This is a genomic window from Streptomyces sp. NPDC058663 (assembly GCF_042716745.1).
Lineage (GTDB): Bacteria > Actinomycetota > Actinomycetes > Streptomycetales > Streptomycetaceae > Streptomyces.
This window is the reverse complement of record NZ_JBHXRV010000015.1, coordinates 100,488-120,153: the sequence shown is the minus strand read 5'-3', so window position 1 is coordinate 120,153 and position 19,666 is coordinate 100,488. Positions and strand designations below refer to the sequence as shown.

The following is a 19,666-nucleotide window of genomic DNA, read 5'->3' as shown; positions in this document are numbered from 1 at the left end:
GTGTGAGTTTTTTTTTTTTAATACCCCCCCTCCGTGGGGGGGGCCCCCCCGGCACATCTGGCCCCCGCGGGGGGGGGGGGGCCCGCCCGGGGGGGGCCCCCCCCCCCCCACCGCCCGCGGCCCGTCACCACGGGCCGCTCCCTCCTGATCCCCTCGTGCTCCGCGGCCTCACGCCGCCGCGGAGCCGATGACACATGCCGCCCCCATACGGCTCCGCACTAAGGACATGGGACATGAAGAGCTCTCTACCTGCCGGGAAACGCGGCAGATGGGGCGGAGTGCTGAAACCGGTGGGCGGCCGTCGCGTCGCAGCTCTGACCGGCTTCGCTCTCCTGCCCGGACTGCTGGCCCCCGTGGCCTTCGCCGCCGAGGCGGACCCGTTGGGCATTCCCGGGGTGGGCAAGTACGCGGCGAACAAGGTCTCTCCGTTCACTGCCCAGGCCAACAGGTCGGCCGCCAAGGCGGTCGAGAAGGCGGAGAATGCCGACCGCACCGCCGCTGCGCGGGCGGAGAACAACCGCGCGCAGAAGCCCGCATGGCCGACAGCGGGTACCAGCACCCTCAAGCTCGCCGGTAAGAATTCAACGTCGGCCGCTCCCGGCGACCTCCCGTTGACGTTGACCCAGCCACCCAACGTCGCTCCGGCACAGAGGCTCTCCTCTGCCGATTCCGTGACCGTCCAGGTGCTGGATCAGCCGACGGCGGAGAAGCTCGGCGTCAAGGGTGTCGTGCTCCGCGTGACCGGGCCCTCGGACGGCGGCGATGCCAAACTGGGCATCGACTACGCGAAGTTCTCCTCGGCCTACGGCGGTGACTGGGCGGGCCGACTGCAGGTGACCCGTCTCCCCGACTGTGCTCTTTCCGAGCCGGCCAAGGCCCAGTGCCGGGCCGGAAAGCCGCTGAAGTCCGACAACTTGCGCAAGCGCAACCGCGTCGAGACGTCGCTCTCGTTCGCGGCCCCCGCTCCCGGCGCAGGGGCACGCGCCGCAACAGGGCAGACGATGCTCCTCGCTCTGGCAGCCGGTACGCAGTCCGGCGCCGGTGACTACAAGGCCACGTCGCTGGGCTCGTCGTCCTCGTGGGAAGCGGGCAGCTCCGGCGGAACCTTCAGCTGGTCGTACCCGCTGCGGACACCCTCCGCCGCCGCAGGCCCGGCACCACAGTTGTCCATCGGGTACGACTCGGGCAGCGTGGACGGCCAGACCGCCTCGGTGAACACCCAGAGCACCGTGATCGGTGAGGGCTTCAGCCTCACCTCGTCCTACGTCGAGCGCAAATACGGCTCCTGCGACGACGACGGGCAGAGCGACAAGGGCGACCTCTGCTGGAAGTACGACAACGCGTCCCTCGTCCTCAATGGCAAAGCTACCGAGCTGGTCAAGGACGACACCAGTGGCAAGTGGCGTCTGAAGAGCGACGATGCCTCCACTGTCACCTTGTCCACCGGTGCGGACAACGGTGACGACAACGGCGAGCACTGGACCGTGACGACCGGCGAGGGCACCAAGTACGTCTTCGGCCTGAACAAGCTCGACGGGGCAGGAGCAGCCGAGCGCACCCAGTCGGTGTGGACCGTGCCGGTCTTCGGCGACGACCCGGGCGAGCCCGGTTACGCGGACGGCGCCACCTTCGCGGCCCGGGAGAAGAAGCAGGCCTGGCGGTGGAATCTCGACTACGTCGTCGACACCCACAGCAACGCCATGACCTATTGGTACGAGGCGGAGACCAACAACTACGACAAGCTCGGTGACGACAACACCGGGACCGGCTACACCCGCGGCGGCTACCTGAAGGAGATCCGCTACGGCCAGCGCGCCGGCGCCCTGTTCTCCGCCACCCCCGCCGCCTCGAACAAGGTCACCTTCGCCTACGCCGAGCGCTGCGTCGCCGCGGGCACCGGCTGTGACGCCCTGACCAAGGACACCAGGGACAACTGGCCCGACGTGCCCTTCGACACCGTCTGCAAGGACGGCGACAAATGCCCCTACAACACCGGCCCCAGCTTCTTCACCCGCAAGCGCATGACCGGCATCACCACCCACGCGTGGAACGCCGCGGCCACCACTCCCGGCTTCTCCCCGGTGGACGAATGGGCACTGAAGCAGACGTATCTCGACCCGGGCGACACGGGTGACTCCTCGGACCAGTCCCTGTGGCTGAACGAGATCAGGCACACCGGCAAGAACGGCACGCCGATCTCGCTCGACCCCGTCACCTTCGGGCACGAGTACCTGGCCAACCGGGTGGACGGGGCGAGCGACGACATGCTCCCCTTCCACAAGCCCCGCCTGAAGACCATCACCTCCGAGGCCGGGGCGCAGACGGTCGTCACCTACCTGCCGGCCGACTGTGTCGCCGGGCAGGCCAAGCCCAAGCTGGACGAGAACACCCGCCGCTGCTACCCGGTCAAGCGCGCCCCCAACGGCGGTGACATCACCGTCATCGACTGGTTCCAGAAGTTCCCCGTCGAAGCGGTCTCCACCACCGACCCCAGGGGCGGCTCCGAGGCCGTCCAGCACACCTACCAGTACGCGGGCGGCGGCGCCTGGGCGTACAACGACGACCCGTTCACCAAGGAGAAGGACCGCACCTGGTCCAGCTGGCGCGGCTTCGAGAAGGTCACCCACCTCACCGGTGTCCCGGGCAAGACCCAGTCGAAGACCGTCACCGTCTTCCTGCGGGGCATGAACGGCGACCGCGTCCTGGCTGCCGACGGCACGAGCGTCGACCCCACCAAGCGCAAGACCGTCCAGGTCACCGGCATCAAATCCTCGGCAGTCACCGACTCCGCGCAGTTCGCCGGGTTCACGCTGGAAACCGCCACCTACAACGGGGCGGAAGAAGTCAGCGGATCGATCAGCGTCCCGTGGTCGAAGAAGACCGCCACGCAGCACAAGTCCTACGCCGACACCGAGGCGTACTACGTCCGCACCAGTGCCACGTATTCCCGTACCAACATCACCAGCGGGGCCACTCCCCGCGACCGCGTGACATCCATCCGGTCGGTCTTCGACGACTACGGCATGCCCGTGACGACGTTCGACAAGGGCGACCACGGCGTGACCGGCGACGAGAAGTGCACCCGCACCTGGTACGCCCGCAACGACGCCCTGGGCATCAACGGCCTCGTGTCGCGTACCCGGGTCACCGCCAACAGCGCCAATGCCGCCGACGCCTGCACCACCTCGGACACGGACCTCGACCTCCCCGCCGACGCCACCCGTCAGGGCGACGTCATCTCCGACAACGCCACCGCCTACGACACCACCGTGTGGTCCGCGGCGCAGAAGCCCGTCAAGGGCGACGTGCTGTGGGCAGGGCGCGCCAAGTCCTACGGGGCCGACAACCAGCCGGTGTGGCAGAAGACAGCCGCCACGACCTACGACTCGCTCGGCCGCCCGCTGGTCGTCAAGAACACCAACGACCTGACTGTCTCCACCACCGCCTACACACCGGCTGCCGCGGGACCTCTGACCTCGACCACCGCGACCAACGCCAAGGGGCACGCGGTCACGACCGTGTCGGACTTCGCCACCGGGGCTGCGAAGAAGGTGACCGACCCCAACGCGCGGATCACCGAGACCGAGTACGACGCGCTGGGGCGGGTCACCAAGGTCTGGCTGCCGAACCGGCCGAAGTCGATCGGCGCCACCCCCAATCACACCTACGCCTACAGCATGAAGTCGACCTCCCTGCCGTGGGTGGCCACCAGCACGCTCACCAATGACGGCGGCGGCTACCACACCAGCTACGAGATCTACGACTCGCTCCTGCGGCCCCGCCAGACACAGCGGCCGACCGCGGCCGGCGGAAGCGTGATCGCCCTCACCCTGTACGACTCGCGCGGTCTCGCGACCTCCGCACAGGGCGACATCTGGGCCGACAAAACCGCCCCCTCCGGCACGCTCCTCGCTACGGAGGGTGGGGCACCGGTCCAGAACGACACCACCTACGACGGTGCCGGACGCGCGGTCAAGTCCGTGACGTCCCACTTCGGCAAGGTCCGCTGGACCACGGAGACGCGCTACGCCGGTGACACGGTGAGCACGTCTGCCATCGCAGGCGGGCAGGCCACTGCCGTGGTCACGGACGCGCGCGGTCAGACCACGGAACGGCGGGAGTACGGCGGCGCCCAGCCGACCGGCAGCGACTTCACCGCCACCCGCTTCACCTACACACCGGCCGGACAGCAGTCGACCATGACCGGCCCCGACGGGGCGGCGTGGTCCTACGGGTACGACCTGTTCGGACACCAGACCAGCACCAACGACCCGGACAAGGGCAAGAGCACCACCACCTACAACGAGCTCGACCAGGCCGTCACTTCCACGGACGCCCGTGGCAAGACACTGACCACCGAATACGACCAGCTCGGACGCAAGACCAGCCTCTGGGACGGCACCGCCAAGACCGACAGCGCCAAACTGGCGGCCTGGGGCTTCGACAACGTCGTCAAGGGCCAGCAGGACACCAGCACCCGCTACGTGGGTGGCGCCACCGGAAAGGCGTACATCCAGGAAGTCACCTCCTTCAGCCCCACCTACCAGCCGACCGGTAGCAAGCTGACGCTCCCCGCCACGGAGCCCCTGGTCGCCGAGAAGCACGTACCGGCGACGCTGACCTCCAGCACCACCTACAACGTGGACGGCACCATCCGCCAGGCCACCTCCCCGGCCGTCGCGGGCCTCCCGACCGAGACCGTCTCCTACAAGTACGACGCCTTCGGGCAGTCCCTGAGCTCAGTCGGAGCCACCGGCTACCTCCAGAACGCCTTCTACACCCCGCTCGGCGATCTTCAGCAGCTCCGGCTCGGAACCGATTCGGCGACCTCCGCCAAACAGCTCGGGATCACGAACAGTTACGAGCCCGGCACCCGCCGCCTGAAGAACTCCCAGGTCACCGACAACGTCCACCCCTACGCGCTGCAAGACCTGAACTACACCCAGGACGAAGCCGGCAACGTCACGTCGATCTTCGACAAGACCGACCTCGGCGGCACGGGCAAGACCGACAACCAGTGCTTCACCTACGACGGCCACCGCCGTACCACCGAAGCCTGGACCCCCAAGACCGCCGACTGCGCGGCCACCGGCCGCACCACCGCCAACCTCGGCGGGGCAGCCCCGTACTGGTCCAGCTACACCTACACCGGCTCCGGTCAGCGCGAGACCGAGACAGTTCACACCGCCACAGGCAACACCACCACGAAGCTCACCTACGCGACACCCGGCGGCCAGCCCCACCCGTTGGTCAAGACCGAAACCGGCACCAGGACCAACACCTACGGCTACGACAAGACCGGCAACACCACCAGCCGCCCCGGCACCCAGGCCCAGCAGACCCTTGTCTGGGACAGCGAAGGCGAACTCGTCTCCACCACGGAGCCGGCAGCCGCAGGCAAGCCGGCTCTGGGCACCGGTTACCTGTACGACGCCTCAGGTGAACTCCTCATCCGACGCGCCACTTCGGGCGACGGGGACACGGTTCTCTACCTCGGCGCGAATGAACTCCGCCTGACCACCAAGGGCGCCACCAAGACGGTCACCGGCACCCGCTACTACAGCGCAGCCGGCCAGACCGTCGCTCTGCGCACCGCCACCACGGGGGCCGCGGGAACCAAGCTCAACTTCCTCGCGGGCGACCACCACGGCACCTCCAGCCTCGCCATCGACAGCGTGACTCTGGCTGTCACCAGCAAGCGCTACACCGGCCTCTTCGGGGCACCCCGTGGAGACGCGTCGAAGGCCTGGCCGGACGACAAGGCCTTCCTCGGCAAACCGTCCGACACGGCCACCGGCCTGACGCACATCGGGGCTCGCGAATACGACCCTGCGGTCGGTCAGTTCATCAGCGTGGACCCGCTCCTGGTCCCGGACCAGCACCAGTCCCTCAACGGCTACTCCTACGCCAATCAGCACCCCGCGACGTCGTCCGATCCCACCGGCCAGTGCATCCGGATGAGCGACAACGGCCCCTGCTACGACTCCGGCGGCGGCAAGTGGACCGGAGCGAATGACCCGATCGCGGAAGCCGTCAATACGCAGAAGGCCAACCAGGGCCCCATCCGCGGATACGGAGACGGATACCGGGCCAGCACGGCCAGCACATCCAGTTCGGGTCACACGTCGAAAGCCAAGGCTTCCAGCGGCAGCAAGGACTGCGGATTCTTCTCCTCGTGCGGCTGGTCCAAGGCGTTCAACTCGGCCAAGGACTGGGTGGTCGACAACAAGAGCAACATCGCTCAGATCGTCACCGAAGTCGCGGTCGGAGCAGTGTGCGTGGCCGGAGCCTCGGCTGCGGGTGTGGCGACGGGAGGTGTCGGGTTCGCGGCGGTAGCCGGCTGCGGCGCACTGGCCGGCGCGGCCGGAGCAGCAGTCGCCAACGCCATGTCCGACGATGCGGATCACAGCGTTACCGGTGCGCTCAGTGATATGGCCGAAGGTGCGGTGTGGGGCGCGGCGGGAGCTGTTGTCGGTCTGGGAATCGGAAAAGCCATCAGCTCGATGGTCAAGGGCAAGAGTGCGCTCCCGCCAAAGTGCCACAGCTTCCTCCCCGGAACGGGAGTCCTGCTCGGCGACGGCACTCACAAGGCCATCGAGGACGTCGAGGAAGGCGACGTAGTCACCACGACGGACACCGCGACGGGCAAGACCGTTACCAAGAAGGTCATTGCCACCATCACCACCGAGGACGACAAGGACTTCACCGAGATCACCGTCGCCACCGGCGACACGCTCTCCAGCATTGTCGCCACGGACACCCACCCGTTCTGGGTTCCCGAACTCCGCAAGTGGATAAAGGCCGGTGACCTCGAAGTCGGTCAGTGGCTGCGAACCAGCGCAGGCACCCACGTCCAGATCACTGCGACGAGCTATTACACCAAGCGCCAGCGGACTCATGACCTAACCGTTGAGGACGTCCACGCGTACTATGTGCTGGCGGGCGAAACGCCAGTTCTGGTTCACAATTGCGGAGGTGCCCCTACTCATGTCACAGGCAAGGGCGATGACCCGCTAGTTCCGGAACTCATCAACGACATCAATGCTCGCTACCCCGGGCATGTGCGAGCTGAAGGCGTCACAATAAATGGGCCGGACGGCAGTACGCTCACGGACTTCGACATCGTGACCCGAAATGCGGTGGTACAGGTGAAGAGTGGCTCAGGAAAGGGTGCTCTCAAGCAGGCGCTAAATACGCAAGGCCTGACGGACTATCCGGTCATCGTCTATCTTCCACAGGGGCGTGGAAGTGTGATTAAGAGTCTGGAGCAGGCTGGCATCATGGTGACACGGGACAAGAACCTGCTACTCGATGTCCTGGCTCCGTAACCCCCAAAAGTCTCTACATGGTTCAGCGTTGCTGACAGGAAGGAGCCGCAGTGCGTCCTACCATCGTGCTTCTCAGCCCGACCAGTGATCACCAGGAGCTAGCGGCTCGCTTGCGCAGAGTCGGCTCCTATAGCGACGGTGCAATCTTCGATCATTTGGATTGGAGGGAGTGTCGTTTCGGGGTGGATGTTTCGGGGGACGTTATCGGTGACTTTGACGAGGAAGAGATTGCCGAGATTCGCGAGGAACTCGGAGAGTTCAACGCAATCCTCGTTGAGTACCCCGACATGGCGTGCATCCGCGATCTTTTGGCGGAGGTAATTCCTGGGGTTCGCGGGATTCTCGACACGAATCACGGCGAGCTTCTGGGCTATGAAGCAGTCCTGAATAGATTCCATCGAGACCCGTCATGGGACTGGCGAATCAGTAACGATGGCGCGACCTCAGGGGTTAGCTTCTGAAGTATTTACCCCGCGCAGCACTTGGGCCCCTCCGGGAGAATTCGGAGGGGCCCAAGTGTCTCTTGACGGCAACGGTGACGGCAACGTCAGCGGACGACGTCTGCGGCGGGTGGGTCGTCGGGGTCGTCGTTGCCCGTGCCTAGTGAGTCGTTGAGGGTGTCGATGGCTTGGCGTTGGAGGCGGGGCCTTACGTGGGCGTAGACGCCGGCGGTGACGCCGATGTGGGCGTGGCCGAGGAGCTCTTTGATGACGACGAGGTCGACGCCTTGCTCAAGGAGCAGGGTGGCGGTCGAGTGCCGTAGGTCGTGGAAACGGATTCGGCGTAGCCCTGCCCGGTGGAGGAGGCCGCGGAAGCGGCGGGTGAGGTTGGCGGGGTCAAGGGGTGCACCGGTTGGGGTGGTGAAGACCAGACCTCTGTCCTTCCAGCCCGCCCCGGGGACTGCGCATTCCTTCTCTTGGCGTTCCCGATGGCTCTTCAATGACTGGATGCACCCCGTGGGCAAGGCGATGCGGCGTTCGGAGGCGCGGGTCTTGGTAGGCAGTGCGGTCAGACCGCCCGTGCGGGTGCGCTGGAGGGATCGGCGGATGCTGGCGGTGCCTGCGTCGAGGTCGAGGTCTTCCCAGTGGAGGCCGAGGAGTTCGCCTTTGCGGAGGCCGGTGCGCAGGGCGAGTTCGTACAGCGCGTGCAGCCTGTCACCGCCCGCCGTATGGAGGAGCTGTCGGGCCTCGGCTGCTGTGAGGGGCTGGAAGCGTCTCGGGCGGGGTGCCACGGTCTTGACGTTCCGGGCGACGTTGCGGGGCAGCTCGTCCTCGCGGACGGCGTGTTCCAGAGCGGACTTCAGGACCGAGTGCACGTAGGTCACGGTCAGCGGCGACAGCACCTTGCGGCAGCACTGGTCGATGGTGCAGCAGCGCTTCCGGACGGTGTCCAGCCCTTGGGCGCAGCACTGGCAGGTGGTGCGGAGCCGGTCAAGGAAGGTTCGCACGTCCCGTGTGGTTAGGCGGGCGAGCTTCTTCCTGCCCAGCCCGGGGATGAGGTACAGGCGGATGCAGGTGCCGTATCGAGTGTGCGTGTTCTCGCGGAGCTGATGGACGGCGACGCTGCCGAGCCAGTGGGCAAGGTACTCGCCCACAGTGCTGTCTGCTGTTGCGACAGGGAGACCGCGGTTGCTGTCTGCGATCTTCCCGGCGAGCTTCTCCGCAGCTTCCTTCCTGATGGTCCCGTAGACGCGGACGCGCTTGCGGCTGCCGTCGGCGGCGAGGACGTAGCCGGCGGCCTCCCAGCGTCCGTCCTTGCGCTGGTAGATGGTGCCCTCGCCGTTTGCGCGGGCCTTCCCCTTCGGGGCGGTCATCGGGCGGCCCCTTCCAGATGCAGCTGGATGTAGTCGGTGAGCGCGTGGACGGGGATGCGGCGGGCGCGGCCGATCGTGAGCGAGGCGAGACGGCGGCTGCGGATCAGGTTGTAGAGAGCGGATCGGCCGATCTTGAGGCGGGCCATCACTTCGGGCACGGTGAGGAGTTCGTCGTCACGCACGGGCCGTCACCGCCTCGGAGCGGGTGCCGCCGACGAGGCGGGCGAGTCGTTCGAGGTCGGGTGTGAAGCCGGTGCCGTCGAAGGCCCAGTGGGCGAGTACGAGAGTGGTCGCCTCGGGCGTGGGGGTGTGGCGGCGGTGCCAGGCGGCGCGGGCCTCGCGGAGTACGCCGAGGGTGGTGGAGTAGGTGCGGGTCTTCGTGGAGAAGTGGCCGCGGAAGCCGAGCATGTGGGCCCAGGTCCGCAATTTCAGGTGTTCGAGGTCGCGGCGGGCGCCGAGGGCCCAGGCGGTGCGGATCATGTGGGCCGCGTGGTCGGGAATGCTTTCCTGGCCGAGCTCGGCGATCAACTTCAGGCGGTGGTCGAGGGTGCCGGCCGCGCTTTCGGCTCCCTTGGTGGCGTACTTCGCCACGTACCCGGCGACCTTGTCCTCGGTGATGGTGGTCCCGTCCTGGAAAGCGGCGGACCGGATGACCTTGACATCCAGCTCCTTGCCGAAACCGAAGGAGTAGGTCCGGCCGTCGATCTCAGGCCCGTCGACGTGGGAGCGGGCGGCGGCAGTGCGGACGGCATCAGCCAACATCTCGGGCGTGGCCCACGCGGGTGGCGGGGTGTGGCCGCCTCCGGGACCGTCGAGGCGGATCACAGCGTGGAAGTGGATCAGCCCGCGTCGCTGGTACTCAGCGACCTTCGCGTACGAGACGCGGGCGACCTTGGGGAGCAGGCGCTGGGGGATTCCGGCTACGGCGGCGATGGTGCGACGCAGGTGGAGCATGAAACGGGCCCACAGGGCGGAGGCGTGGGCGTTCCACAGGACCGCGCCCCTGTAGTCGTACCGTTCGGCGTTGAGCGGGGTGCCGAGGGCCGGGTCGTCCTTGGCGTGGGTGCGCCCGCACCCGCAGCGCGCGGAGGAACTGGAGCGCCGACCGTGAACCGGACCGTACGACGGGGCGGTGAGCGTGGCAAACACCCTCGGGTGGGCAGCAACTTGCTCAGGGATGCTCTTCCCGCCGCGCAGACCGGCGGCCATGAGATGGAACGTGTCCTGCCGGTACAGCTCGGCGCAGGAGGGGCAGCGGGTGGTGCGGCGGTTGCCGCAGCGGACGAGGAGGTGCCCGGCGGGCATCTTCGCGGAGTCCAGGTGCCGCAGGACCTCGCCGGTGGCGGTGTTGACCTCGGTGCGGTGGCCTTCGAGCCGGATCGGCTGGGCGCAGCCACCGAGGGAGGAGAGCTGTCGGACGAGGCCGGGCAGGTCCCGGTAGGAGGTGAACGCCGCCAGGCTGGCGGTGGTCGGCTCCGGCCGGGGGATTGTGGCGGTGCGGTCGTGCGATGGCATGCTGGCAGGGCCTCTCTGCGTTCCGGCACATGCGTGTGCCGTGGATGAAGGGGGGAAAGGCCCCGGCAGGGGCGAGGGTTTGGCGACTACACGCCTCTGCCGGGGATCACTGCGATTGGGGACCGGGGCGGTCCGGGTCTTCGTTGCTCGGGTGGATGGCCGACGGGGGGGGGTCACGCGGCCTCGCCGAGGTCGATGTGGTCGGGGAGTTCGCGGACCTGGAGGCCGTCTGCGCACATCAGGTCGTTGATCTGCCAGCAGGCTTCGGTGGGCAGGTAGACGGAGCGAAGCCGGACGGGGGTGCGCATGTCGCCTACGGAGGCGATCGAGACACCGGGCGGCATCTCACGGTCAGCGGCGGTGATGTCGAGTTCCCGGCCGTCCGGGAACAGGTGCAGGAAGTCCTCCGTGGTGTCGACGCGGTGGCAGATCCGGGCGGACAGGTTGGTGCGGACAGCGGTGGTCAGCACGTCGGCGGACGGCTTCTGGGTGAGCAGCCACAGCCGGATCCCGAACTTCGCACCCTGGCTGGCGATGGCCAGCAGTTCGGCCTCGAAGCGCTCGCGGGCCTTGCGGTCCGGGTGGCGGGTGTAGTTCGCCACCTCGTCGATCGCCAAGACGATCAGTGGCATGTCGGGGCTGAAGTTGGTGATGCGGTCGGTGCGGCCGGACCAGAACAGCCGCTCCCGCCTCTGCATCTCCTCCCGCACCCAGCGCAGGATCTCCGTCGGTTCGTCCGGGTGAATCGAGTCGGAGACCTTGTACGCGGTACGCCACCATGGGGCGACTGCCCCGAGGTTGGGGTCGATCACGATCAGGCGCACGTCTCGCATCAGGGACGCGTAGGCGAGCAGGGTGTTCACGGTGATCGACTTGCCGGAGCGGGTGGCCCCGGCGATCAGGGCGTGTGCGGAGTTGGCGAGGTTGAGCACGATGGGGGTGCCGTCCTCGTCCCACCCCAGCAGCACGTCATCCGTGGAGACGAACTGGCCTGGGCGACAGGCCGGGGACCCGTTGGGACCGAGCAGGGGTGAGCTGATCACGGCCTCCAGCGGCTCGCGCCGGAACCCGCGTGCCACGATCACCCCGGGCTTGGGCTGGGAGATCCGGATGCGCCGCATCCCCCACGCATCACGCAAGCCCTCGCTCGCGTCCTGCCAGGCGCTCAGCCCCACCTGCGGGAGCGCATCCGCGGTGACGGTGACGCCGAACGGGTCGGCGTGGGTGTTCAGGCGCGGCGCCAGCACCCTCGGCTTCGCGGGCGTCTCCTGTGGGCTGAGGTGCTGGAGCACGGTCGGTGTGGCGTCCTTGACCGCCAATTCCAGCATCAGGGCCAGGCGCTTCCAGCCCCACCGGATCCGCCGCGCCTGACGAAGGCTGATACGGGTCTCGCTGTCGGCCCGGCACCAACGCACGAAGCAGAACCCGGCCCAGGCAAGCACGCCCAGCACGCAGAGACACACAAACAGCAGCGATCCGGTACCGAGGGCACTCCCCGGCATCAGGCGGCCGTCTTCACGGTGATGGCGTCCGCGCGGAGCGAGATGCCGTGCCGGTCCTTGCCGTTGATTTCGTTCTCCCAGGCCGAGGCGACCAGGCCGGTGAAGACGACCGGCATGCCGACCTTGAGGCCCTTGCCGAGACCGGGCTCGGGCACGTTGACGGTGATCACTTCGGCGCGACCGTTGAACGCGAACATCACGTCTACCTGGTGCAGCTGGGCTCCGGTGCCCCGGTCGATGGCAGCCTCCCGGCCTTCGCGGTCCTTGAAGCGCGGGCGGGGCTCGGAGGCCAGGATCTCCAGGGCCTGGGACTGGTCGATGGGCATGGTCTTCACGGCAAACCTCCAGGTGAGAGGGGGTGAACCACCCTTGTGGGTGATCGCATGCCGCAACCATACATTCATTCCATCCGAAGTCCATCCCTATTGAATTCCATCCGTTCCTGAAGTGGTCCATCCATGCGGCGGCTACCCTGGCACCGTGGGTGGCTGAGCTGGTGAAACATAGAGGCGACGGCCCGCCTGCGGCCTGTGAGACTCGGAACCGGATCAGGGGTGGACATGCCTCGTGTTGACGACGCGCGCTTGACGTTCGAGCGCATCGCGGACGACCTGCGGCAGCAGATCCGGGAGGAGAAGCTGCGGCCGGGCCAGCTGCTGCCGACTCAGAGCCAGCTCATGCAGGAGTACAAGGCGTCGAGCCTGACCGTGCAGAAGGCCATCCGGCTCCTACGCAACGAAGGTTGGGTCATCGCCCGCCAGGGGCGCGGCACGTTCGTGACCCGGTCGGCCGACTTCGAGGAAGCCTTCGAGAACGTCGCCAGCGATCTCCAGCAGCAGATCTACACCGGCACACTGGCGCCCGGGGCCAAGCTTCCCGCCCGGGAGGTCCTGGCCGACCACTACTCGGTGCCGCTCAACGTTGTCACCAACGCCATCGCCCTGCTGGCCGGCAACTTCCTCCTGCGCTACACGGGCGAGGTGCCCGGCGAGGACGTCTACGTACGGGACTGGGACGACCACGGATTCGCCACGCAGCTCATTCACGGCCGACTGGTCAGGAGGATCAGGGACGGATCGCTGTCCAGGGGCTCCACGGTGACCGTGAACGAAGTGGTCGACATGATCGGCGGCGACGCAGAAGCCGCGGATCAGGCCCTAACCTTCCTCGCCCTAGAGGGCCGGGTCAAGAAGGTCCACCGGACGAGCGGGGCGCACCAGGAGAGTGCGTACGCCATCGTGGGCGGCGAGTTCGGGACCGAGCTGCCCGTCAACGTGCAGTCGGTGGACGAGGCACCCGAGGAGCTCGGTGTTCCAGACCGGGAGTTCCCCTCGATTGCCGGGCTCGCGGACCTGGCCCACAAGCTTCAACTCGCCCTGGAGCAGATCGAAGAGTTGCAAGAACGCGTCGAGCGACTGGAGCGCAGCGACACCGTTTGAGATGCGTGAAAGTGACGGAGCGTCCCCGGGAGTTTTGGATCTCCGGGGACGCTCCGCGTTCATGGCTCAGGGCTGGTACTCGTAGCCGATGGTGAACCGGGGCGGCAGGCACCATTCCCCGTACTCGATGCCCCCTTCCGAGTCCGACCACCGGTGGGCACCGGCCAGGATGGGTGAGCCGACGGGCAGCCCCAGCGCGCTAGCCTCCCGCGCGTCGGCGGGACGGGCGTGCATGTCGTCCCTAGCGTGAGTGATCGTGCGCCCAGTGGCTTCAAGCACGCGCGAGGACAGCCCGTGATTGCGGCCCGGGGCGGTGTTCAGCAGATCGGGGACCAGGGCGGCGAATGGGGCCGGGTACCAGGTCACCGCGAACACGGTCCGTGTCTTGCCCCGGCCTGCCAGCCACTCGCGGCGGACCACCTGGTCCCCGGTCTCCAGATCGAAGATCTCGGCCACGTACAGCGGCGGGGCGATCAGCTCAGCAGCCGTCACACGGCTCGTCTCTCCCTCCGCCAGGAACGACTTCACCCGCTGGACCCTGGCCAGCCGGTCACGCGCGGACAGGGTCCACCTCGGGTCATCGGCGACGAAGGTACCCCTGGGGGTGGTGCGGATGAAGTTCTCGACCTGGAGGGCTTGCAGAGCCCGGGACACGGTGGCGGCTGCGGCCTGCCACTGTCCGGCGATCTCCCGGTTGGTCGGCAGCTTGGCACCCGGCGCCAGCTCGCCCGACAGGATGCGCTCCCGGAAGTGATCAGCGATCTTCGTGAACGTCTTGGGACTGGGCATAAGGCGTGCCCCTCCATTGAGTTGACGTGCTGTCAGTGAGGGCACACTAGTGCACTACGAACCGTAGCGGGAGTGCTTCGGCCACTCGAATACTGAACTAGAGCACCGACCTGTCAACAGGTCAGCCATGTGACGTTCGAAGGGTGGCGACGCACCATGAGTGAGCCGACCAGGTACTCGACTGCGCCTGTTGAACTACCGCTGCGACTGGAGCCGGACCCGGCCCCCGTCGAGGGCTGTGCGGGCTGCACCGAACTGGCCAACGTACGCGACCGCGCACGCGTGGTCGGGGACATGACGACCGTGACCGACTGCAACGTCTACATGCGACGCCACCCCGAGGGCCACCAGTGACCGTCCGCACCGTGTACCGGCACGTACCCCACGCCATCCGGCACGTCCCCGAGGGCGGCATCACCTACGAAGCGTTCTGCGTCACCGCAGGCTGCGACGCCGAATCCGGCCCGCACGAGGAGCAAGAGGCCGCACAAGACTGGGCCCTTCGCCACACGGGACGCACCGGCCACGATCTCTTCAGACGCGTCGTGACCGACCACGCCAAGGTGACCCGAGCCGAGTAGACGCAGCTACGGCAGCACCACCTGAAGCCACGCCAGCCAAGCCGACGCCCGAGGCCGCATCCCCAGCACGAGCCTCCACCGATGGCCATGGCGTACCGCCGAAGAGGGATGCGTCCAAACTTTCTATACGTCTTCAAGGCGACCCGCTGGCGCGGGTCGCGCGCGGCACGGCCGCCCACCCGGACCGCTCCCGGCTCCGCCACCGCGGGCCGGCCAGCGACTATGCCACGCAAAGACAGCACAGCGGACGAGCGGAAGCACGAAGAAGCCGGACGCGTCCGCACGACGAGCACCAGGCCGACGACGAGGCAGCAGCTGGGAGTCGGCTGGCGCGGAGCTCGCGGGTGAGGTCGGTCGGCTCCGTGGGCTTTACCCACCTGTTCGGCTCGGGGCCCGAGTCGGGCAAGGCCAGGGGGCCACTCGTGCAAATTCCGGGCAGGCTCAAAGCCTGCCCGAGTTGCCGGCCAGCGTACGGCCCCCTGACCATGCCCGACCCCAACCCGAACAGGACACCGGCCAAAGCCCACTCCACCGCCCTCACGTGCGTAGCCGTCTGACGGCAACGCCGACGGCAACAGGGGCGCACAACACAGCAGTTCCACGCACACCCACGGACTGGCCGAATTCCGCTGACCTGCGAAAACGCACATGACAGCACCTCAGCACGCACACGTACTATGTGCTGGCCAGCGCGACTCCGTTGCTCGTTCATAACTGCGATCTGGCTAACTACGCCGACAGCGTTCGTAACGAGCCCGGGGTGAAGTTTGCCTCCGAATACACCTCTCCTTCAGGCACCAAGTACTACGGTCGCAATAAGCACGGTCAGCAGGCAAAGGGGCCACTGGCGGATGCGCTCGAACGGACTGGACACCATGGGGGGTGCGCCGAAGTGCACTGTCTGATTCAGTCGCAGGCAGCGGAGGGGCCCGCGGCCATCAGGGGCGGAACCATGCGCACGGTAAGGACACGGAATAACTCCATGCCGACATCGAATACAGAGGGGCATGGTGCACCGGCCCGCCCCTGCGGCCGTTGTGTCCGACTGTTGGAAGATCTGGAGATCAACTGATGCCCCTGATTCGCTTCGACTCGCTCAGCGAGGATCTGCTTGCGGCGCTTGTAGCGTCCGGATGGAGCGCCGACAGACGGGTTGACACTGGTCAGTGGCTGAAGCCGTTGCAGGCTGAGGGGTACCGGGCTCACCCGTTGGCTGAAGAAATCCTCGCTACGATGGGAGGGCTCTCGATCCAGCCGGTCAATCGAGTCGGCCCAAACTTTAGCAATGACGAGCCCTACAATTTCGATCCCTTTGCCGCTGGATCAGGGCAGCGTGATCTAGCGGAAGAGGTAGAAAGTGTTCTCGGTGGGGACTATTTCCCAGTCGGTGAATGGCTCAGTTATTCGAGCGTGTTCGTCGAGACTGCGGGAAGGGTGGTTGCTGCCGGCATGGGCTGGATATGGGAGCTCGGTTCCACCTTTGAAGACTCCTTGGAGTTGGCAGTCCGCGGGAATCGCCCGCTGATCTGCCTGCACTCCGATCCGGGACTCGCTCCCTGGCCGGAGCCTGATTCCCGTTAGCTCGGCCACGTCGGGCCGTGCTGACGGCGACGGCGGCGGACACAGTGGTGTCCGCCGCCGCCTGACTTTCAGGGGCGGTCGAGCGCGTGGCCGAGCAAGTCGATGTCGTCGCGTGGAAGGCGGATGCGCACATGGGCGTAGATGGTGGCGGTGACGCCGATGTGAGCGTTTCCGAGAAGTCCCTTGATCACGACGAAGTCGACGCCGTGCTCCATGAGCCGGGTGGCGTGGCAGTCAAGGATGCGGAGGAGCCCGTCGAAGGGCGGCTGGGGGCAGTGACCCGGCCTCACGCAACATCACACCCGGAGGCGGCGACGCGGATGTCACGTCCCGGCGCGGCCACACCGTCGTACCACGACGGTGCAACGGCAGCCGCTCCCGCGGTGGCCCCTCGTGCGCCCCGCCCAAGGAGTCCTCGTGACCGCCTCGACCGCGCCCCTTCCCTCGGACACCTCTTCCGCCCGCCGACCGCCGAGTGCCCCCGCCCTCCTGTCGGCTCTCTCCTTCGCCGCCCTGACGATCGCGTACGTCGTCCTCAACAGCGCCACTCCCCAGCCCACTGCCACCGGCGCCGAAGTTCTCGCGTACGACCGGCAAAACGGCATCGCGGTCAGGGTCGGCGCGTTCCTGCTGCTCGCCTCTGCCGTCCCGCTCGCGCTCCTCACCGCGACCCTTCCTGGCCGCCTGCGGGCACTCGGCAAGGCCGCTTCCGCATCGGCGGTCGGCCCGGTGGGCGGGGTCCTGGCCACGGCGGCCCTCATCCTGAGCGCGCTGTTCACCTGGACCGGCGCCCGGTTGCCTGCGGACGCCGAACCTGCGCTCGCCCGGACGGTCGCCGACCTGTCCTTCCTGACCGGTGGAGTGGCGTACGCCGTGTCCTTCGGCCTGTTCGTCGGTGGACTGACCGTCGCGGCCGGTCTGCGCAACGGGCTGCTGCCCAAGCCGCTCGCCGTCGTGGGCATCGCGGTAGCCGCCGCCGGTCTGCTCGCCACCCTCAGCCTGCTGGCCGCCCCCATCGGCTAGGCCCTGCCGGTGGTTCGGTTCGGCGGGCTTATCTGGCTGGTGTGGGCAGCGACGGTACTGGCCCGCAGCCGCGACACGCGCGCACAGTCGTAGCGGGCGTCCCCTCCGCGCGCGATTCCTACTTTCATTGCTACTCTGATGGCATGGCCTCGCGTCCCCAGCACGAACCAAGCGATCAGCACGCTCAGAAGGTCAGCGTGTCCATGCCCGCGCATCGCATCGCCGCGGTCAAGGAGCGGGTCGGCGCCCGCGGGTTCTCGGCGTACGTCAGCGCGGCGGTCGAGCGGCAGATACAGCGTGACCTGCTGGAAGAGCTCATCCAAAGCAACGAGGCCGAGGCCGGGCCCATCCCCCAGGAGATGCAGGACCGAGCGAAGAACGCGGTGCGCCTGGCTCAGGAGCTGGCCGCGCAGGAAGAGTCGGCACAGCAGGACCACGACGGGCAGGACGAGTACGACGGGGAAGCCGCCTCGTGGCACGCACGCGAAGCGGGCTGAGCAACGGGATCCTCCTCCTGGACAGTGAAGGCCTGGCGAAGGCCGTTGCCGCGGATCCCCAGGTGACAGCCTTCATCCAGGCATGCCACGAAGCCGACATGCTGGTCGCCGTCAGCGACCTGACCCTCATCGAGGCGTGGCACAGCAAGATCCGTAAGGAGCGGTTCCGCTGGTACGTGTCCCGCCTTGAAGTCGTACCGGTGTCCGAGCCCCTCACCTGGCTGGCCATCGACCTCCTGCGCGACGCGGGGCTCCATGGGCACAAGTACGCCATCGACGCAGTCGTCGCGGCCACGGCTCTCCAGCATGCCGCCCCGCGCATCATCCTCACCTCCGACGCCGATGACATGCGGAAGCTGTGCGGCAGGCGTGCGCACATCGAGCAGGTGTGAGGCCGGCGAGGCGCCGGTAGGGGTGGGCCGGGTGCCCTCCACCGCCCGCGCGCGCCACTGCCACCGGCGTGGAGCGGGGGCGGCCCGGCAGGTCGGCCGCCCGGCCGGGTCAGGAAAGCCCGGTCATCCCCTCGCCAGACGACGTGCGGGCGAACCATGCCCGTGTCTCGTCCGTGGTCAGGACGCGGGTCAGTTCGGCCGTGCCCGGGAGGTGCGGGAAGAAGCGGTCAGCGTTCCAACTGCGGTGATACATCGGCTCGTCGAGCACGAGCAGGCGGCGTCCCTCCACCGCCGGGATGTCGTCGGGAAGCCCTTCGTTCCAGATCCGCTCTCCGTCCCCGGTGAGGAGTTCGAAGGCACCGGTCGTGAGGGTCTCGGTGCGCTCCTGGACGGGCTGGGGATCGGTGGACAGACGGACCGCCGCTGCCGAGGGAGCAGTGCCGGGCACGTGGCCGCCGCCGATCAGGACGTGGGCGAGCAGTGTGTGCAACTGGAAGTTGTCCCCGATCCCGCCGATGGTCACCTCGAACCCGGTCCCCGTCGGCTTGTGCAGCACCACGAGGGGCTCGTCGTCCAGGACGGCCAGCGCGTAGGTAAGGCACTTGAGGTCGTGCCGCTCCAGGGCCGCCAGGTCACGGCAGGCGGGGAGGATCCCGGTTGCGTGCCGACGGCGCACCTCGGTGCTGCGGCACAGCACGGCCAAGGCCGGTGCCTGCCACTCTTCGACCGAGCACCAGGCCAGCGCCAGCCGCACGGCCTCGTCCCGGTCGCCGCCGAAGCGCGCCAGCAGTCGGTCATCGATGATCTTCTCGTCCGGCTCCGGCAGCACGTTCCCGGCCGCGCCGGTGGAGACCCAGCGGCGTGCGAACTCCAGAGCGTCCAGCAAATCCTGGTGGACGCCGCCGAGAATCGGTTCGGCGCAGGCAGCCGGATCGGCACCGCGCTCGACGCAGTAGCCGGCCGCCGTCGCCAGCATGGGCCGCGGGCCATGGGGAGGGAAGGCCGGGAGCAGCGCCGCCAGCCGGGGCCCGGCCAGGACGCGTTCGGCGTCCGCTGCCGACTGCACGGCCTGCATCATGGCGGTGAAGGCGCGCTCGGTGCGGACGCCGGCCTGGGCGGCAACCGCTTCCTCCAGCTCGGACACGGTGGCGGTGAGGCTTGCAGCCCCCCGCTTCTTCTTGAAGATCACCGGCACACCTTAGGCAC

16 protein-coding genes and 1 pseudogene are annotated in these 19,666 nt (G+C 67.7%); 9 read left to right on the top strand and 8 right to left on the bottom strand.

The annotated features are described in order from the left end of the window. The first annotated feature begins 233 nt into the window (after positions 1–233). Together ACFWVV_RS13910 and ACFWVV_RS13905 are read left to right on the top strand one after the other, a co-directional pair. Positions 234–7,328: a polymorphic toxin-type HINT domain-containing protein gene (locus tag ACFWVV_RS13910; RefSeq protein ID WP_384351320.1), complete on the top strand. Its 7,095-nt coding sequence runs from the start codon at positions 234–236 to the stop codon at positions 7,326–7,328. 50 nt (positions 7,329–7,378) lie between these two features. Next, positions 7,379–7,789 (top strand): hypothetical protein, encoded by a 411-nt coding sequence (locus ACFWVV_RS13905; RefSeq protein ID WP_384351323.1) that lies wholly within the window; start codon positions 7,379–7,381, stop codon positions 7,787–7,789. 86 nt (positions 7,790–7,875) lie between these two features. Here the strand turns inward: ACFWVV_RS13905 and ACFWVV_RS13900 are convergent, their stop codons facing one another. From ACFWVV_RS13900 to ACFWVV_RS13880, 5 genes are all read right to left on the bottom strand, one after another. Next, positions 7,876–9,141 (bottom strand): tyrosine-type recombinase/integrase, encoded by a 1,266-nt coding sequence (locus ACFWVV_RS13900; protein WP_384351326.1) that lies wholly within the window; start codon positions 9,139–9,141, stop codon positions 7,876–7,878. Continuing rightward, positions 9,138–9,323 (bottom strand): helix-turn-helix domain-containing protein, encoded by a 186-nt coding sequence (locus ACFWVV_RS13895; protein WP_264247294.1) that lies wholly within the window; start codon positions 9,321–9,323, stop codon positions 9,138–9,140. The genes ACFWVV_RS13900 and ACFWVV_RS13895 overlap by 4 nt, the downstream gene beginning before the upstream one ends. After that, positions 9,316–10,656 carry a replication initiator gene (locus ACFWVV_RS13890; RefSeq protein WP_384351330.1) on the bottom strand — a complete coding sequence of 447 codons (1,341 nt, stop codon included), beginning with the start codon at positions 10,654–10,656 and terminating at the stop codon, positions 9,316–9,318. The genes ACFWVV_RS13895 and ACFWVV_RS13890 overlap by 8 nt, the downstream gene beginning before the upstream one ends. A gap of 173 nt (positions 10,657–10,829) precedes the next feature. Then, positions 10,830–12,158 (bottom strand): FtsK/SpoIIIE domain-containing protein, encoded by a 1,329-nt coding sequence (locus ACFWVV_RS13885; protein ID WP_384351333.1) that lies wholly within the window; start codon positions 12,156–12,158, stop codon positions 10,830–10,832. Continuing rightward, positions 12,158–12,484, bottom strand: coding sequence for a hypothetical protein (locus tag ACFWVV_RS13880; RefSeq protein ID WP_384351570.1), 327 nt, complete (start codon positions 12,482–12,484; stop codon positions 12,158–12,160). Before ACFWVV_RS13880 ends, ACFWVV_RS13885 begins: the two co-directional genes overlap by 1 nt. Before the next feature lie 234 nt (positions 12,485–12,718). Here ACFWVV_RS13880 and ACFWVV_RS13875 point away from each other — a divergent pair, with 234 nt between their 5' ends. Next, positions 12,719–13,597 (top strand): GntR family transcriptional regulator, encoded by an 879-nt coding sequence (locus ACFWVV_RS13875; protein ID WP_384351337.1) that lies wholly within the window; start codon positions 12,719–12,721, stop codon positions 13,595–13,597. A gap of 66 nt (positions 13,598–13,663) precedes the next feature. On the opposite strand, the gene ACFWVV_RS13870 is transcribed toward ACFWVV_RS13875, so the two are convergent. Continuing rightward, positions 13,664–14,386, bottom strand: coding sequence for a GntR family transcriptional regulator (locus ACFWVV_RS13870; RefSeq protein WP_384351340.1), 723 nt, complete (start codon positions 14,384–14,386; stop codon positions 13,664–13,666). A gap of 156 nt (positions 14,387–14,542) precedes the next feature. Here ACFWVV_RS13870 and ACFWVV_RS13865 point away from each other — a divergent pair, with 156 nt between their 5' ends. The 3 genes from ACFWVV_RS13865 (at position 14,543) to ACFWVV_RS13855 (ending at position 16,548) form a co-directional block, all read left to right on the top strand. Continuing rightward, positions 14,543–14,740, top strand: coding sequence for a hypothetical protein (locus tag ACFWVV_RS13865; RefSeq protein ID WP_384351342.1), 198 nt, complete (start codon positions 14,543–14,545; stop codon positions 14,738–14,740). Beyond that, positions 14,737–14,967 (top strand): hypothetical protein, encoded by a 231-nt coding sequence (locus tag ACFWVV_RS13860; RefSeq protein ID WP_384351345.1) that lies wholly within the window; start codon positions 14,737–14,739, stop codon positions 14,965–14,967. Before ACFWVV_RS13865 ends, ACFWVV_RS13860 begins: the two co-directional genes overlap by 4 nt. Before the next feature lie 1,071 nt (positions 14,968–16,038). Next, positions 16,039–16,548, top strand: coding sequence for an SUKH-3 domain-containing protein (locus tag ACFWVV_RS13855; RefSeq protein ID WP_384351348.1), 510 nt, complete (start codon positions 16,039–16,041; stop codon positions 16,546–16,548). Positions 16,549–16,616: 68 nt separating this feature from the next. Here the strand turns inward: ACFWVV_RS13855 and ACFWVV_RS13850 are convergent. Further along, positions 16,617–16,775: pseudogene (locus ACFWVV_RS13850) on the bottom strand (site-specific integrase); the annotation flags it as partial. A 190-nt stretch (positions 16,776–16,965) separates the two neighbouring features. On the opposite strand from ACFWVV_RS13850, the gene ACFWVV_RS13845 reads away from it, so the two are divergent. The 3 genes from ACFWVV_RS13845 (at position 16,966) to ACFWVV_RS13835 (ending at position 18,460) form a co-directional block, all read left to right on the top strand. Then, on the top strand, positions 16,966–17,571 hold the full coding sequence (locus ACFWVV_RS13845; protein WP_384351351.1) for a DUF4386 domain-containing protein: 606 nt from the start codon (positions 16,966–16,968) through the stop codon (positions 17,569–17,571). 203 nt (positions 17,572–17,774) lie between these two features. Continuing rightward, on the top strand, positions 17,775–18,068 hold the full coding sequence (locus tag ACFWVV_RS13840) for a CopG family transcriptional regulator (RefSeq protein WP_384351354.1): 294 nt from the start codon (positions 17,775–17,777) through the stop codon (positions 18,066–18,068). Continuing rightward, a complete protein-coding gene (locus ACFWVV_RS13835) occupies positions 18,044–18,460 on the top strand; it encodes a type II toxin-antitoxin system VapC family toxin (protein ID WP_384351357.1) in 417 nt (138 codons plus the stop codon). The genes ACFWVV_RS13840 and ACFWVV_RS13835 overlap by 25 nt, the downstream gene beginning before the upstream one ends. 109 nt (positions 18,461–18,569) lie before the next feature. Here ACFWVV_RS13835 and ACFWVV_RS13830 read toward each other — a convergent pair whose 3' ends face one another. After that, complete coding sequence (locus tag ACFWVV_RS13830; RefSeq protein WP_384351360.1) at positions 18,570–19,649, bottom strand: hypothetical protein; 1,080 nt, start codon at positions 19,647–19,649, stop codon at positions 18,570–18,572. Positions 19,650–19,666: the final 17 nt, after the last annotated feature.